The following is a 13,689-nucleotide window of genomic DNA, read 5'->3' as shown; positions in this document are numbered from 1 at the left end:
GGCCGAACACAAAGGGATCGCCGCCCTTCAGCCGCACCGCGCGCTGGCCGGACTGCGCGGCCTCGATCATCAGGCGGTTGATGGCGTCCTGGCCGATGCCGGGCTTGCCGATGCGGCGGCCGACCGGAATCCGCGTGGCATCGCGCCGGATGCGGTCGAGAATTTCTGCTGAGACCAATTCGTCATAGAACACGACGTCGGCGTCCTGCAGTGCGCGCAGCGCCTTCACGGTGAGCAGATCCGGATCGCCCGGACCGGCGCCGACCAGTGTCACATGACCAACAGCCTTGCCTTCCGTATCAGCGCCGGCGAACGCGGCGGGATCGCCGATCGCGTTCAGCGCCTGCTCGGCTTCGTCGTTGCGGCCGGCCAGCACCAGCGCGCCGATCGGGCCGTCGACGATGCGCTCCCAGAAGCGGCGGCGCAGCGGAAATTCTTCAATCCGCGCATGCATCGGTTTGCGGAAGCGGCCGATGAAACCGGCGAGATCGCCGATCCGCGCCGGCAGCACCGCCTCGATCTTCTCGCGGATGCGACGCGCCACGACCGGCGACGTGCCGCCGGTTCCGACCGCGACCACGACGTCGCCGCGATCGACGATCGCAGGCATGATGAAGGTGGAGTGCACGAGGTCGTCCATCACGTTGACCGGCAGGCCAATCGCCTTGGCGCGCACCGACATCGCAACACCGACCTCGCCTGCACCGGCACAGAGAATGGCGATGACGTCGGAGAGATCGGCCGCGAGCGGATCGCCCTCGGCGCGCTCGATGCGGGCGGCGTCCTCCGCCGCGATGCCGGCGAGCTCATGATCGCCGTCGGTCGCGTACCAGCGAACTGCGGCGCCGGCAGCTGCGAGCAGCCGCAACTTGGCGCGCACGAGCTCGCCCGCTCCAACGAGCAGCACCTTGCCGCTTTGCAGATCCAGAAACACCGGCAGATATCGCATCAGACACTCGCTTCCCCAATTTGGGGGTTGACTGAAATTATTTTCTATTTATCTCTCGATCAAGCCCGGCAAAGAGAAAATTATTTCTTCTCTATTGCAGCGCAACTTTAGAATTTTCAACTCCACAGGCCAAGGCCAAGAGATGCATCTTCTCGACAACGAATCCGCCGCTGCCGGAACGCGGTCCGCAGCCCTTCGCAGTGCATCTTCCGTGCCGGGGATTCCTGCCAATCAGGCCCCCCCGTCCATGGATCATCTCGATGAGCTGGAGGCCCAGAGCATCTATATTTTGCGCGAGGCGTTCGCCCGGCTGAAAAAGCTCGCGCTGCTGTGGTCGCTCGGCAAAGACTCCAATGTGATGATCTGGCTGGCGCGCAAGGCGTTCTTCGGCCGGGTCCCGTTCCCGGCGCTGCATGTCGACACCGGCAAGAAGTTTCCGGAGATGTATGCGTTCCGCGACCGCTTCGGCAAGGAATGGGATCTCGATCTGCGCGTCGAGCCCTGCCCGCCGATCGACAGCGTCGACCCGACCCTGCCGCCGGCCGCGCGCTCCGCCGCACGCAAGACCGAGGGCCTGAAGCTCGCGCTCAACAAATTCGGCTTCGACGGCTTGATCGCCGGCATCCGCCGCGACGAAGAGGCAACGCGCGCCAAGGAGCGCGTGTTCTCGCCGCGCGGCCTCGAAGGCGAATGGGACGTCCGCGACCAGCCGCCGGAATTCTGGGATCACTTCAACGCCTCGCCGCCGCAAGGCGCGCATCTTCGTATCCATCCGATCCTGCATTGGACCGAAGCCGACATCTGGGCCTACACCAAGCGCGAGAGCATTCCGATCATCCCGCTCTATCTCGCCAAGGACGGCAAGCGCTATCGCTCGCTGGGGGATCAGGACATCACCAACCCGGTGGCTTCGACCGCATCCAGCATCGACGAAATCCTGGATGAACTCGAGAGCACCAAGATCCCGGAGCGCGCTGGCCGCGCACTCGATCACGAAACCGAGGATGCGTTCGAGCGACTGCGTGTCGCCGGCTATCTCTGATCCCAGTTTGGCGTGAGTGCTCTGATGAACATGATTCTTCCCACCGCCTCGATCTCGGCGACCCCCAACGGCACCACACGTCCCCAGGTGCGCATCGTCATCGTCGGCCATGTCGACCACGGCAAGTCCACCCTGGTGGGCCGCCTGCTGCATGAGACCGGTAGCCTGCCGGACGGCAAGCTGGAGATGCTGAAGGCGGTCAGCGCGCGGCGCGGCATGCCGTTCGAATGGTCGTTCCTGCTCGACGCGCTGCAGACCGAGCGCGACCAGGGCATCACCATCGACACCACCCAGATCCGCTTCCGCACCCGCTCGCGCGACGTCGTGCTGATCGACGCGCCCGGCCATGCAGAGTTTTTGCGCAACATGATCACCGGCGCCTCGCAGGCCGACGGCGCGGTGCTGATCATCGACGCGCTCGAAGGCGTCCGCTCGCAGACGCGGCGGCACGGCTATCTCCTGCATCTGCTCGGCGTGAAGCAGGTCGCGGTCGTCGTCAACAAGATGGACCGGGTCGATTTCAGTGCCGATCGCTTCAAGGAGATCAGCGACGAGATTTCCGCGCATTTGATCGGTCTCGGCGTGACGCCGACCGCGGTGGTCCCGATCTCCGCGCGCGACGGCGACGGCGTTGCCGAACACACGCCGCGGATCGGATGGTACAAGGGACCGACCGTGGTCGAGGCGCTCGATGCGCTCGAGCCGGCACCACAGCTGGCGGAGCTGCCGCTGCGGCTGCCGGTGCAGGCGATCTACAAATTCGACGACCGCCGCATCGTGGCGGGCCGCATCGAGTCCGGCAGCCTGAAGGCCGGCGACGAGATCGTCATCATGCCCACCGGCAAGATCGCGAAGATCAAGACCGTCGAAAGCTGGCCGGTGACGCCGGTCAACGGACCGCAGGGCGCCGGGCGCTCGGTCGGCATCACGCTCGACCGCGAGCTGTTCCTCGAGCGCGGCGACATCATCGGACATAGCGGACAGAGCCCGCGCGACACCCGCCGCATCCGCGCGCGGATCTTCTGGCTGCACGACAAGCCGCTGACCACGGGCGAGCAGATCCTGATCCGGCTCGGCACCAAGGAAAGCCGCGCCACCGTGGTCGCGATCGAAAAGGCGATCGATCCCGGCGCGCTGTCCAACGAAGAGAACACCGCGATCGCGCGCAACCATGTCGGCGAGATCGACATCTCGCTGGCGCAGCCGGTTGCGACCGATCCCTACACCGACAATCCGCGCACCGGCCGCCTCGTGATCGAGGTCAACGGGCGCATCGCCGGCGGCGGCCTCGTGCTGTCGGTCGATGCCGGCCGGCCCGCGGTGCCGATCGACATCGTGCCGGTGGAATCCGCGCTGCGGCCGGACGAGCGCTCGGCGCGCTACCATCACAATGGCGCTGTGATCTGGCTGACCGGCCTGCCCGGCTCGGGCAAGTCGACGCTGGCGCGCGCGCTGGAGCGGCGGCTGTTCAGCAATGGCGGCTCGCCGATCCTGCTCGACGGCGACACCTTTCGCGCCGGGCTGAACAGCGACCTCGGCTTCTCGCCGCAGGATCGCACTGAGAACATTCGCCGCCTCGCCGAGGTCGCGACCCATCTGGCGCGCAACGGCCATATCGCAATCGTCGCCGCGGTCTCGCCGTCGACCGCCGACCGCGCGGCAGCCCGCCGCATCGCCGACAGCGCATTCCGCGAGGTCTATGTCGCCACGCCTGCCGAGGTCTGCGAGACCCGCGATCCCAAAGGCCACTACGCCAAGGCGCGCTCGGGTGGATTGCCGTCCTTTACCGGCATCACCAACGACTACCAGCCGCCGACCGGCAACGAACTGACCATCGACACCTCGAACCGCTCGGTCAGCGATGCCACCGACGCGATTGAGCGGATGCTGGCCACGACCGGCATCCTGTTCGACGAACTGACCGACCTCGCGGCGAATATCTAGTTTCCACTCAGTGTCATCGCCCGCTCGACCGGGCGATCCAGTATTCCAGAGACATCAGCCTTCGGGCCGAAGGGCCGCGGCGCACTGGATGCCCCGCTTGAAGCGGGGCATGACGGCGGTGTCAAAAACCGGTTCGGTTGAGGCCTATTCCGCCGCGCGGCGGCTTCCAGCCGGTTGCCGCACCATTCCCGGCGATTGCCCGGTGATACGCTTGAACGCGCGGCTGAAGGCTGCCTGCGACGCATAGCCCAGCCGTTGCGCGATCACGTCGATCGGCTGGCGCTCATGCTCGATCCACTGTGTCGCGAGGCGCATGCGCAGCTCGGCAAGATAGCGCAGCGGCGATTGCCCCGTCATTGACTGGAAACGCTCGGCGAACAGCGAACGCGAGCAACCCGCCTCCGCGGCCAACTCGGCAACAGTCCAGTTGCGGCCGGGAGCACGATGCAGCGCGCCGATGGCGCGGCCGAGACGCGGATCGCGCAAGGCCTCGAACCAGCCCATGGCGTTGGCGCCGCCGCATTCGACCCAGCCGCGCACGATCGACGCGGCGAGAACATCGGCGAGCCGCGCCGTCACGCCGACGGAGCCGGCCCGCGGCGTGCAGGTCTCCCGCTCCATCGCCTTCAGCATGGGTTCGATTTCCGGCTGGCGCACAAGCAACGTGTCGGCCCGCATCACCTCCGGCATCAGGGCGATGAGCGGGCGCATGCCGCCGAGATCGAAATTCATGCAAGCGCTGAAGACCAGAACCGACTCGTCCTGCGGGCATCCTTCAGGGCAGGCCGACGTCACATCGACATTGCCGCAGAGCGTCTCGGTTTCGAAACGATCGACGTCGCAGCTCGGCTCATCCGGGGCCGAGACGAGATCATGCGCACCGCCGCGCGGCAGGAAGATTGCGTCACCGCATCCAAGCGGAAGCAGCGTCGCATCGGCGTAGCGCAGCAGCGCCGTGCCATGGGCGACGAAGTGGAATTGTGCGCGTCCGTATGGCGTTTCAAAGCGCAGACCGAAGGGCGCCGTGGTCTGGATCCGACGGTAGTAAACGCCCTCAAGCCGCATGCCGAGCAACAATTCGCTCACCAGATCGACGGCGGCATCAGTCGTATCGGCGGCAGGCGATTTGGACGATCGATCAAACATTGGGGTGTTTATGGCATAGATTGTCCAAAATCTCCAGCCTATGTCTGCGGCAACGCAGCATAGAAATGGAAGTTTTGGTCAATGGATCAAGAAGTGGACCCTGCTCTGGCGCACACCGATGTGGTTGCGCCGGTGCCGCGCGACGTCGCGCTCGAGCCGCTCCTCTTGGAACAGCCTGCCTGGGGCGCGGTCGCCGCCATGATGCTGGGTGTCACCGCGCTTCTGACGGCGGAGTTCCTGCCGTCCGGATTGCTGACGCCGATGGCAAGGGATCTCGGCGTGAGTCCAGGGCTGGCCGGTCAGGCGGTGACGGCGACCTCGCTGGCCGGCCTGGTCGGGGCGTTGTTCACGCCGAGACTGACGCGCAGCTTCAATCGAAAACCGGTGCTGCTCAGCTTCTCGATTCTGCTGGTCATCTCCAATCTGCTGGTGGCGCTGGCGCCGAACATCACGTTCCTCTTGGCGGCGCGGATCGTGCTTGGCCTCGCCATTGGCGGCTTTTGGGCGATGGCGGCAGCAACGACGATCAGGCTGGTGCCGCCGTCGCTGGTTGCACGGGCGTTGTCGATCGTGATGAGCGGCATTCCCGCCGCGATGATCATTGCCGTTCCGCTTGGCAGCTATCTCGGTGAGGTGGCGAGCTGGCGCTCCGTGTTCCTGCTCGCGACGGCATTGGGCGCAGCGGTGTTCGTCATCCAGGCGCTGGCCTTGCCGCGTTTGGCGCCGAGGGGAGAAGCCGGGCTCGGCACCCTGGTCGACATCCTGACACGGCCGGGGATCGGCGCCGGCATCTTCGCGGCTACGTTGGTCTTCACCGGACACTTCGGCTATTTCGGCTATATCCGTCCCTTCCTTGAAGGCGTGACCGGGCTTGGCGCTGCCGGCGTCGCAGCGACGTTGCTTGCTTTCGGCGTCGCCAACTATATCGGCTCCTTCGCGAGCGGGCTGATGGCCGAGCGCAAACTCAAGCTCACGCTGATCGCGATGCCGCTGGCGATCAGCGTGCTCGGTCTGTTGCTCTCGCTCTACGGCAAGGACGTCATTCCCGCTCTGGTGCTGGTCGCGCTCTGGGGATTCGCCTTTAGCGCCGTACCGGTGGCGACGACGACCTGGATCACCCGCATGGTGCCCGATGAGACCGAAAGCGGCACTGGACTGACTGTGGCCTCGATCTTCCTCGGCATCACCATGGGTGCGGCGGGCGGCGGGCTGGTGCTCGATTTGATGGGCGCGGCGGCGGTGTTTGTGGCGGGCGCAATTCCCTTGTTGCTCGCCGCATTGCTGATCGCCACCAAGGTACGGACCAGGGCGCCCTGACCGCGTCTTTACGAGACGGGATCCGGCTCTGAAGTTTCACGGCGGCTGCCGGCGCAGCGCCCGGGGAAAGGGGGCCTTCTCAGAGCCGTGGCTTTAGGGCAAAAAGGACCGTGAACGCCGCCTTTGGCGCGTTTTTTGCTGATTTCTTTCGAAAACAGCCCCTAAACGCCCCATTTCTTTGAGAAAGCCCATCATGACTCGTGTCGATGCCCATGGATTGAAGATCGCCCCTGTCCTGTTCGATTTCATCGCCAAGGAGGCGACGCCGAAGACCGGGATCGCGCCTGACGCGTTCTGGGCAGGACTCGCCGCCATCGTCCAGAAGCTCGGCCCGAAGAACCGCGAACTGCTCGCGGTCCGCGACGCGCTGCAGGCCAAGATCGACGACTGGCATCGCGCCCACAAGGGCAAGCCGTTCGACATCAACGCCTACACCGCGTTCCTCAAGGACATCGGCTATCTGCTGCCCGAGCCCGCGACCCACAAGGTCGAGACATCAAATGTCGACGAGGAAATCGGAAAGATCTGCGGCCCGCAGCTCGTGGTGCCGCTCACCAACGCCCGCTACGCGCTGAACGCCGCCAACGCGCGCTGGGGTTCGCTGTACGACGCCTTCTACGGCACCGACGCGATCCCGTATGATCCGAGTGAGAGTGGCCGCGGCTACAACAAGGCCCGCGGCGACAAGGTGATCGCGAAGGCCAAGGCGTTCCTCGACGCCGCTGTGCCGCTCGCGACCGGAAGCCACACCGACGTGACCTCCTACAGCGTGATCGCAGGCCAGCTGTCGGTCAAGCTGAAGAGCGGCAATTCGACCGCGCTGAAGAACGCCGCCCAGTTCGCCGGCTATCTGGGCGACGCTGCGTCGCCCAGCGCGATCCTGCTCGTCAACAACGGCATGCATGTCGAGGTCAAGATCGACCGCAGCAACGTCATCGGCAAGGACGATCCGGCCGGCGTCGCCGACATGATCCTGGAGTCGGCGGTCTCCACCATTCTCGACATGGAAGACTCGGTTGCCGCCGTCGACGCCGAGGACAAGGTGCTGGTCTATCGCAACACGCTCGGCCTGATGAACGGCACGCTGTCGGCCGATTTCGACAAGGGCGGCAAGACGCTGACCCGTTCGCTCAATGCCGACCGCGTCTACAAGAAGCCCGATGGCAGCGAGCTGAAGCTGCACGGCCGCAGCCTGCTCTTGATGCGCAATGTCGGCCACCACATGTTCACCGACGCGGTGCTCGGCGCCAAGGGCGAGGAGATCCCGGAAGGTCTGCTGGACGCCGCGGTCGCCGGCCTGCTCGCGATCCACGATCTCAAGGGCAATTCCAAGGTCAAGAACAGCCGCACCGGCTCGGCCTATATCGTCAAGCCGAAGATGCACGGCCCCGACGAGGTGACGCTGACCTGCGACCTGTTCGCCGAGGTCGAGAAGATGCTCGGCCTGCCGGAGAACACGCTGAAGGTCGGCATCATGGACGAGGAGCGCCGCACCACCGTCAACCTCAAGGCCTGCATCCAGCGCGCCTCCAAGCGCATCATGTTCATCAACACCGGCTTCCTCGACCGCACCGGCGACGAGATCCACACCTCGATGGAAGCGGGTCCGATGATCCGCAAGAACGACATGAAGGCGCAGCCGTGGATCAAGGCGTATGAGGACTGGAACGTCGACAACGGCCTGATCGACGGCCTGCCCGGCCATGCCCAGATCGGCAAGGGCATGTGGGCCGCGCCCGACAAGATGGCCGACATGCTGACGCAGAAGATCGGCCACCCGCAGGCCGGCGCCACCACCGCCTGGGTGCCGTCGCCGACCGCGGCCACGCTGCACGCCCTGCACTATCACCAGGTCAACGTGATCGCCCGCCAGCAGGAGCTCACCAAAAGCGGGCCGCGTGCAAAACTCTCCGACATCCTCACCATTCCGGTGTCGCAGTCGAACTGGGCGCCCGATGACGTGAAGCAGGAGATCGACAACAACTGCCAGGGCATCCTGGGCTACGTCGTGCGCTGGATCGACCAGGGCGTCGGCTGCTCCAAGGTGCCCGACATCCACGATGTCGGCCTGATGGAAGACCGGGCGACGCTGCGCATCTCGAGCCAGCATCTGGCGAACTGGCTGCATCAGGCCGTCATCACCAGGGACCAGGTGATGGAGTCGTTGAAGCGCATGGCCGTCGTCGTCGACAAGCAGAACGCCGGCGATGCCCTCTACAAGCCGATGGCGCCGGCGTTCGACGGCGTGGCCTTCAAGGCGGCCTGCGACCTCATCTTCGAGGGACGTACGCAGCCGAACGGCTACACCGAGTACATCCTCACCGCGCGCCGCCGCGAGGCCAAGGCCGCGGGCTGATCCGCGAGCGATCGCAACGACAAGCAAAAGCCCCGGCGCAAGCCGGGGCTTTTTTGTTGGCGCCGCAAGCGGCGCTAGAATAGCCGGATGCGATAGCCTGCCGTCGCAGGGGCGCACTGCCAAAATATCGAAAACAACCCCATGCAAGGTAGCCGGCGGCGGCTGGCGGATACGGCAACTTGACTCGTCGGGCAAATCAGCGATGTTCTTCTATTATTCAGAAATCCTGCGGACGCCCCTCGCAGCGTCATCACCCGCGCATGCGGGCGATCCAGTATTCCAGAGGCGTCTGTGCTTGAATCGAGGAGCCGCAGCGTACTGGATCGCCCGGTCGAGCCGGGCGATGACAGCGGTGGACGAGGGTATACGCCTTGTTTCGCGGCTGAACTGTAGACCCTGATGGTGCTGCATCGACGTCGTTGCGAGGAGTGAAGCGACGAAGCAATCCATTGCTCCACTCGCGCGGTGAGATGGATTGCTTCGCTTCGCTCGCAATGACGAATCTAGAACACCGCGAGATATTTTAGCAGCGAGACGATGCCGATGATGATGACGACGACGCGCGCGATCTGCTTGGCGCGGCCGTCGAGCGGCAGCATGTTGATGAGATAAAGAACGAGAATAACGACAAGGAAAGTGACGAGTACGCCGACGAGCATGCGGGGCCCCCTGATGGCATCGGTGAATGTGCTGTTCGCCCGTTGCTAACGTGCGACGAGGAATCCGGTTCCAGACAACGGAACCGAAAGTGGCCGGTCTCGCTTGATCGGCGCTACTCGCGCGCCAGCACCGGCGCGCGCTGATACTTGGCGCGGATACGATCCGGCGCCGGCGTGAAGTTGAGGGATGCCCCGCGCCGGTCCGGGCGGCCGACCGACATCAGCCCGTCCTTGCCGGCGACGATGTCGCCCTTGCGCAAGGTCGGATCGTCCTCGATCTTCACCGCGGCGAGCCCGACGGGGTCCTTGCCGTTGCAGGTGCAGCCCGAGACGATCTCGTCGCGATAGCGGAATGCGTTCGGCAGTTCGGAATACGGCTTGCCGTCGTCCGTCGCGGCGTTGTCGATATTGCCGCCATAGACCACTTCGGTCGCGCTCGCCGGGCAGAAGCTGTTGCAGCTCTCCGCCTTGCTCTGGTTGCCGGTCGCAGCCAGCGGGAAATAGCGGCCGTCGCAGGTGCGCACGCAATAGGCCTGGCCGCCGTCATAGCGCGCGCGACGCTCGGCCCGCGGCATGGGCGCGCGGCCGTCGTCGAACGGCATCCGGATCACTGGCGGGCGGCCCTGCATGAAGCCGCCGAACAGTTGCGAGAAGAAATCCTGGGCTTGCGCCGCGGGCGCAAGGGACAGGCCGAGCACTGTCGCCGTCCCGAACGCCCACCGCCTAACGTGCCGCCTTGCCATCACCGACCCTCAGTCCAAACGCCGATCCCGAGAGCCCCGTTCCGATTGAATCGGAACGGGGCTCCGGATTCTTGTTCTGACGCGCTTTCTTCACGCGAACCGGTATCCACTTCGCTCGAAAACGCTCTAGTACAACGACGAAGTCGCCGGGATGTTCAACGCCTGACGGCCGGAAGGCAGCGTCATCACCGCGGGGCGCGGTTGCGCCGGAGCCGGCCGGACCGAGATCTGCGTCGTGGTCGGGCCGAGCTCGCGCGCGGCAAGATGCGGTGCGTTCTTCGGCAGCACCACGACCTTGGTCCCGACATCGACCCGGCTGAACAGGTCGGAGACGTCCTCGTTGGTCAGCCGGATGCAGCCCGACGATACGAACTTGCCGATCGTCGACGGATCGTTGGTGCCGTGGATGCGGTACTCGCTGGAGCCGAGGTACATCGCACGCGCACCGAGCGGGTTACCGGGGCCGCCGGCCATGAACCGTGGCAGATAGGGCTGGCGCTTGATCATCTCGGCCGGCGGATGCCAGTCCGGCCATTCGGCCTTGCGGCTAATGGTCTGGGTGCCCGCCCAGGTGAATCCTTCGCGGCCGACGCCGACGCCGTAGCGGATCGCCCGGCCGCCGCCGAGCACATAATACAGCGCGGTGTTGCCGGTATCGATGATGACGGTGCCGGGCGCCTCTGATGTGTTGAGCGCGACGGTGGTGCGGCGCAGCCGCTCCGGCAGCGCGCCGTCCTCGGTCGAGGGATCGTTCATCACCTCGTCGGAGGGGAATCCGCCCGGCTGCGTCGACGCATAGCCGAGCGCGGAGGAGCGGACTTGAGCGCTCGCCGAATTGGCGACAATGAATGGCGTCGCGAGCAGGACGCTGGCAAAGGCAAAGGTGCGGACGAGGGTGCGCGCGGCGCGCGACGCAAGCCGGCGGCTGGAGAGAGACTGCTGTGTCATGTGCTGCCCCTGGACGGGATGCGCATCATGGTGATGCGATGCCAACCCAACGCGCGTGGCCGCGAGTCGGTTCCGGTGCGGATCGTCGGGAAGTCGCGATTGTCAACCCGCCACGCCTCACGAGAGCGCGATGGAACCTTTGCCGGGGCAACGCCGTTGCCACGCGCAATTTGACGCGAAATTCATTTGTCCCATTCGGGAGGAGTCCGGTGCGCGCCTTTCCGGGTGAACGTATGCTTGACAACGCGCCCGACGGCACGCCCTTCCCCGACAGCAAAGCCGAAATGCCGCCGGTGATCAGCCGCGCCGAGGTCGTCGCCTTCGCGCTGGTCGCGCTGCTGGTGATCGTCGTGGTGGCGGTGCTCTATCTGGCGCGCGCCGTCTTCCTTCCGATCACCATGGCCTTCATCGTCGGCACCATGCTGTCGCCGGCGGCGAGCCTGCTCGAGCGCTACCGTATCCCGCGCGCGCTCGGCGCAGTGCTGATCGTGATCACGGTCAGCGCCGCCGTTACCTTCATGGTCGGATTGATCGCCTCGCCCGTCATGGAATGGAGCTCGCGGCTCCCCGAGCTCGGCGCGATCCTGAGGGACAAGCTGCACGTGTTCGACCGGCCGCTCGCGCTATGGCAGGAGCTGCAAAGCATGGTCGGCGGCTCCAACACGCTCGCCACGATCCAGATACCGAAGTTCGAATGGGTGCAGCCGACGCTGGAATTCCTGTCTCCGACCTTCGCCGAATTCCTGCTGTTTATCGCCACCCTGATCCTGTTCATCGCGAGCTGGAAGGATCTGCGCCGCGGGTTAGTGATGACCTTCAGCGAACGCGCGGCGCGGCTGCGCACGCTGCGTATCCTCAATGAGGTCGAGACCCATCTCGGCAATTATCTGCTGACGGTGACGATGATCAATGTCGGCATCGGCGTTGTCACCGGCGCGATCTGCGCGGCGACGGGGATGCCGAACCCTGCCGGGCTCGGCGCGCTCGCCGCGACGCTGAACTTCATTCCGATCATTGGCCCCGTCGCGATGTTCGTGGTGCTGGTCGTGGTCGGCATCATCGCCTCGCCGACCATCGGCGCCGGGCTGCTCGCCCCGGCATGTTTTGCGGTTGTCACTTTCATGGAAGGACATTTCGTCACGCCGACGATCGTGGGCCGCAGGCTGTCGCTGAATGCGCTCGCAGTCTTTCTCGCACTCGCATTCTGGACCTGGCTGTGGGGCCCGATGGGCGCCTTCCTGTCGTCGCCGCTGCTGATCGTGGCGTTGATCGTCAAGGAGCATTTGATGCCGGTCAATTCGCCGCAGCTGCCTGAGGATTAACAAAGCGTTTTCAAGCGAAGTGGGCACCGGTTCGCGTGAAGAAAACGCGTCGAACAACAAACCCCGGTTTCACATCTGGAACCTTGCGAGCTGCGAAGCGTTTTTCTCCGAACACGCACGTTCTCCGGGAGCTTTTCAATGTCGAGCACGGACAGCGCATTTGGGATCAAGAACATGACGGACAAAGCGACCTACGAACGCCTCGAAAAGGATGTCACTGCCGTGAAGAACGATATTGCAGCCCTCACCGAACAGATCACCGACGCGCTCAACTCGTTTGCCAACAACGCAGGCAAGCAGGCCCGCCGCCGCTACAAGGATGTGCGCGCCAACGCGGAATCGACGCTCGATGACATGTCGGAGCGCGGCAGCGCGATGATGGACGCGGCGCAGGATGCGGCATCCTCGATCGAGGAATCGCTGGAAGAGGTGATCACGCAGCGGCCGCTGGCGACCGTCGGCCTTGCCCTCGGCCTCGGCTTTTTGATCGGCGTCACCTGGCGGCGCTAGGTCATGCGCAAACCACCGTTCTGGACGCGATGGCAGCGCTGGCGCGCCGCCGCCTCGTTTGTCGATGCGCTTTTCAAGGCGAGATTCAAGGCAAGGTTCAAAGCAGGGCTTTGAAGGACAGGGCTGGTCAATGCTTCAGCGGCTGATCGATGACGTCAAGCAATCCACCGGCAGCGCGCTGCGGCTGACGTCGCTTGCGGCGGCGGCCGCGATCGCGCTGTTCATCACCATCGCGTTCCTGTGCGCGGCCGCCTTCGTCTATGTGCTGCAGCACTATGGTCCGGTGGAGGCATGCCTGTCCGGCGCCGCGGTGTTCCTCGTCGTCACGCTGATCGCGATTGCCGTTTACATGGCGCGCAAGCGAGAGATGCGCCTCCGCGCGGAGAAAGCGGCCAAGGCCGCGAAATCGGCCGCGGCGACAATGCTGGCCGACCCCGCACTGATCGCCACCGGCCTGCAGATCGTGCGGGCCATCGGCGTGAAGCGGCTGATCCCGATCCTGGCGGTCGGCGGTCTCGCGCTCGGCCTGATGGCAAGCCGCAGCGCCGCCGGCAGCAGCAGCAGCAGCAGCAGCAGCGAGCCGGAAGAAGAGGAATAGCCACCAACAAGCACTGCTGTCGCCGCCCGGTCAAGCCCTACGAGATTCACACATCTGCTCGGAGTTTCCAGCCACGAAGCATGGCCTTGAGAGCTTGCAGCCCTTGCATCATTACGATTGGTCCTGGTTTGCCGTAGTAACCGGTCCATCCACCA

At 65.0% G+C, this 13,689-nt stretch carries 12 protein-coding genes; 7 read left to right on the top strand and 5 right to left on the bottom strand.

Annotation, left to right across the window (positions count from 1 at the left end):
• Positions 1-949 (bottom strand): siroheme synthase domain-containing protein (locus H8B02_RS37225; RefSeq protein WP_229170763.1); only part of this gene is annotated, 949 nt, incomplete at its 3' end.
• 247 nt (positions 950-1,196) lie between these two features.
• On the opposite strand from H8B02_RS37225, the gene cysD reads away from it, so the two are divergent.
• Together cysD and cysC are read left to right on the top strand one after the other, a co-directional pair.
• Positions 1,197-1,991: a sulfate adenylyltransferase subunit CysD gene (gene cysD / locus H8B02_RS37220; protein WP_229170762.1), complete on the top strand. Its 795-nt coding sequence runs from the start codon at positions 1,197-1,199 to the stop codon at positions 1,989-1,991.
• A 24-nt stretch (positions 1,992-2,015) separates the two neighbouring features.
• The gene (gene cysC, locus H8B02_RS37215; RefSeq protein ID WP_229170761.1) at positions 2,016-3,935 is read left to right on the top strand and encodes an adenylyl-sulfate kinase; all 1,920 of its coding nucleotides are present in this window, start codon (positions 2,016-2,018) and stop codon (positions 3,933-3,935) included.
• A 144-nt stretch (positions 3,936-4,079) separates the two neighbouring features.
• Here the strand turns inward: cysC and H8B02_RS37210 are convergent, their stop codons facing one another.
• A complete protein-coding gene (locus tag H8B02_RS37210; protein ID WP_229170764.1) occupies positions 4,080-5,000 on the bottom strand; it encodes an AraC family transcriptional regulator in 921 nt (306 codons plus the stop codon).
• Positions 5,001-5,174: 174 nt separating this feature from the next.
• On the opposite strand from H8B02_RS37210, the gene H8B02_RS37205 reads away from it, so the two are divergent.
• On the top strand, positions 5,175-6,398 hold the full coding sequence (locus H8B02_RS37205) for an MFS transporter (protein ID WP_229170760.1): 1,224 nt from the start codon (positions 5,175-5,177) through the stop codon (positions 6,396-6,398).
• A 193-nt stretch (positions 6,399-6,591) separates the two neighbouring features.
• A complete protein-coding gene (locus H8B02_RS37200; protein ID WP_229170759.1) occupies positions 6,592-8,754 on the top strand; it encodes a malate synthase G in 2,163 nt (720 codons plus the stop codon).
• A gap of 503 nt (positions 8,755-9,257) precedes the next feature.
• Here the strand turns inward: H8B02_RS37200 and H8B02_RS37195 are convergent.
• The 3 genes from H8B02_RS37195 to H8B02_RS37185 all read right to left on the bottom strand — a co-directional run bounded on the left by H8B02_RS37195 (position 9,258) and on the right by H8B02_RS37185 (position 11,104).
• Positions 9,258-9,413: a Thivi_2564 family membrane protein gene (locus H8B02_RS37195; RefSeq protein WP_061880958.1), complete on the bottom strand. Its 156-nt coding sequence runs from the start codon at positions 9,411-9,413 to the stop codon at positions 9,258-9,260.
• Between the two features lie 113 nt (positions 9,414-9,526).
• Entirely contained in the window at positions 9,527-10,156 is a 630-nt protein-coding gene (locus tag H8B02_RS37190; protein WP_229170758.1) for a DUF2865 domain-containing protein, read from the bottom strand.
• Positions 10,157-10,282: 126 nt separating this feature from the next.
• On the bottom strand, positions 10,283-11,104 hold the full coding sequence (locus H8B02_RS37185; RefSeq protein WP_229170757.1) for a L,D-transpeptidase: 822 nt from the start codon (positions 11,102-11,104) through the stop codon (positions 10,283-10,285).
• Positions 11,105-11,313: 209 nt separating this feature from the next.
• Between H8B02_RS37185 and H8B02_RS37180 the strand changes: the two genes are divergently transcribed.
• The 3 genes from H8B02_RS37180 to H8B02_RS37170 all read left to right on the top strand — a co-directional run bounded on the left by H8B02_RS37180 (position 11,314) and on the right by H8B02_RS37170 (position 13,534).
• A complete protein-coding gene (locus tag H8B02_RS37180; RefSeq protein ID WP_229170756.1) occupies positions 11,314-12,426 on the top strand; it encodes an AI-2E family transporter in 1,113 nt (370 codons plus the stop codon).
• Between the two features lie 138 nt (positions 12,427-12,564).
• On the top strand, positions 12,565-12,936 hold the full coding sequence (locus tag H8B02_RS37175) for an ElaB/YgaM/YqjD family protein (RefSeq protein WP_229170755.1): 372 nt from the start codon (positions 12,565-12,567) through the stop codon (positions 12,934-12,936).
• Between the two features lie 130 nt (positions 12,937-13,066).
• The gene (locus H8B02_RS37170; RefSeq protein WP_229170754.1) at positions 13,067-13,534 is read left to right on the top strand and encodes a hypothetical protein; all 468 of its coding nucleotides are present in this window, start codon (positions 13,067-13,069) and stop codon (positions 13,532-13,534) included.
• Positions 13,535-13,689: the final 155 nt, after the last annotated feature.

Origin of the sequence: Bradyrhizobium altum, from assembly GCF_020889705.1 — a bacterium.
Classification (GTDB): domain Bacteria; phylum Pseudomonadota; class Alphaproteobacteria; order Rhizobiales; family Xanthobacteraceae; genus Bradyrhizobium; species Bradyrhizobium altum.
The sequence above is the reverse complement of the archived record's forward strand: the minus strand, read 5'-3'. Positions and strand labels throughout refer to the sequence as shown.

Excerpts from the sequence above, each read along its gene's own strand:
- H8B02_RS37210 (WP_229170764.1), bottom strand. The coding sequence starts at position 5,000 with ATGCGGCTTGAGGGCGTTTACTACCGTCGGATCCAGACCACGGCGCCC.
- H8B02_RS37195 (WP_061880958.1), bottom strand. The coding sequence starts at position 9,413 with ATGCTCGTCGGCGTACTCGTCACTTTCCTTGTCGTTATTCTCGTTCTT.
- H8B02_RS37190 (WP_229170758.1), bottom strand. The coding sequence starts at position 10,156 with ATGGCAAGGCGGCACGTTAGGCGGTGGGCGTTCGGGACGGCGACAGTG.
- H8B02_RS37170 (WP_229170754.1), top strand. The coding sequence starts at position 13,067 with ATGCTTCAGCGGCTGATCGATGACGTCAAGCAATCCACCGGCAGCGCG.
- cysD (WP_229170762.1), top strand. The coding sequence starts at position 1,197 with ATGGATCATCTCGATGAGCTGGAGGCCCAGAGCATCTATATTTTGCGC.
- H8B02_RS37175 (WP_229170755.1), top strand. The coding sequence starts at position 12,565 with ATGTCGAGCACGGACAGCGCATTTGGGATCAAGAACATGACGGACAAA.
- H8B02_RS37185 (WP_229170757.1), bottom strand. The coding sequence starts at position 11,104 with ATGACACAGCAGTCTCTCTCCAGCCGCCGGCTTGCGTCGCGCGCCGCG.
- H8B02_RS37200 (WP_229170759.1), top strand. The coding sequence starts at position 6,592 with ATGACTCGTGTCGATGCCCATGGATTGAAGATCGCCCCTGTCCTGTTC.
- cysC (WP_229170761.1), top strand. The coding sequence starts at position 2,016 with ATGAACATGATTCTTCCCACCGCCTCGATCTCGGCGACCCCCAACGGC.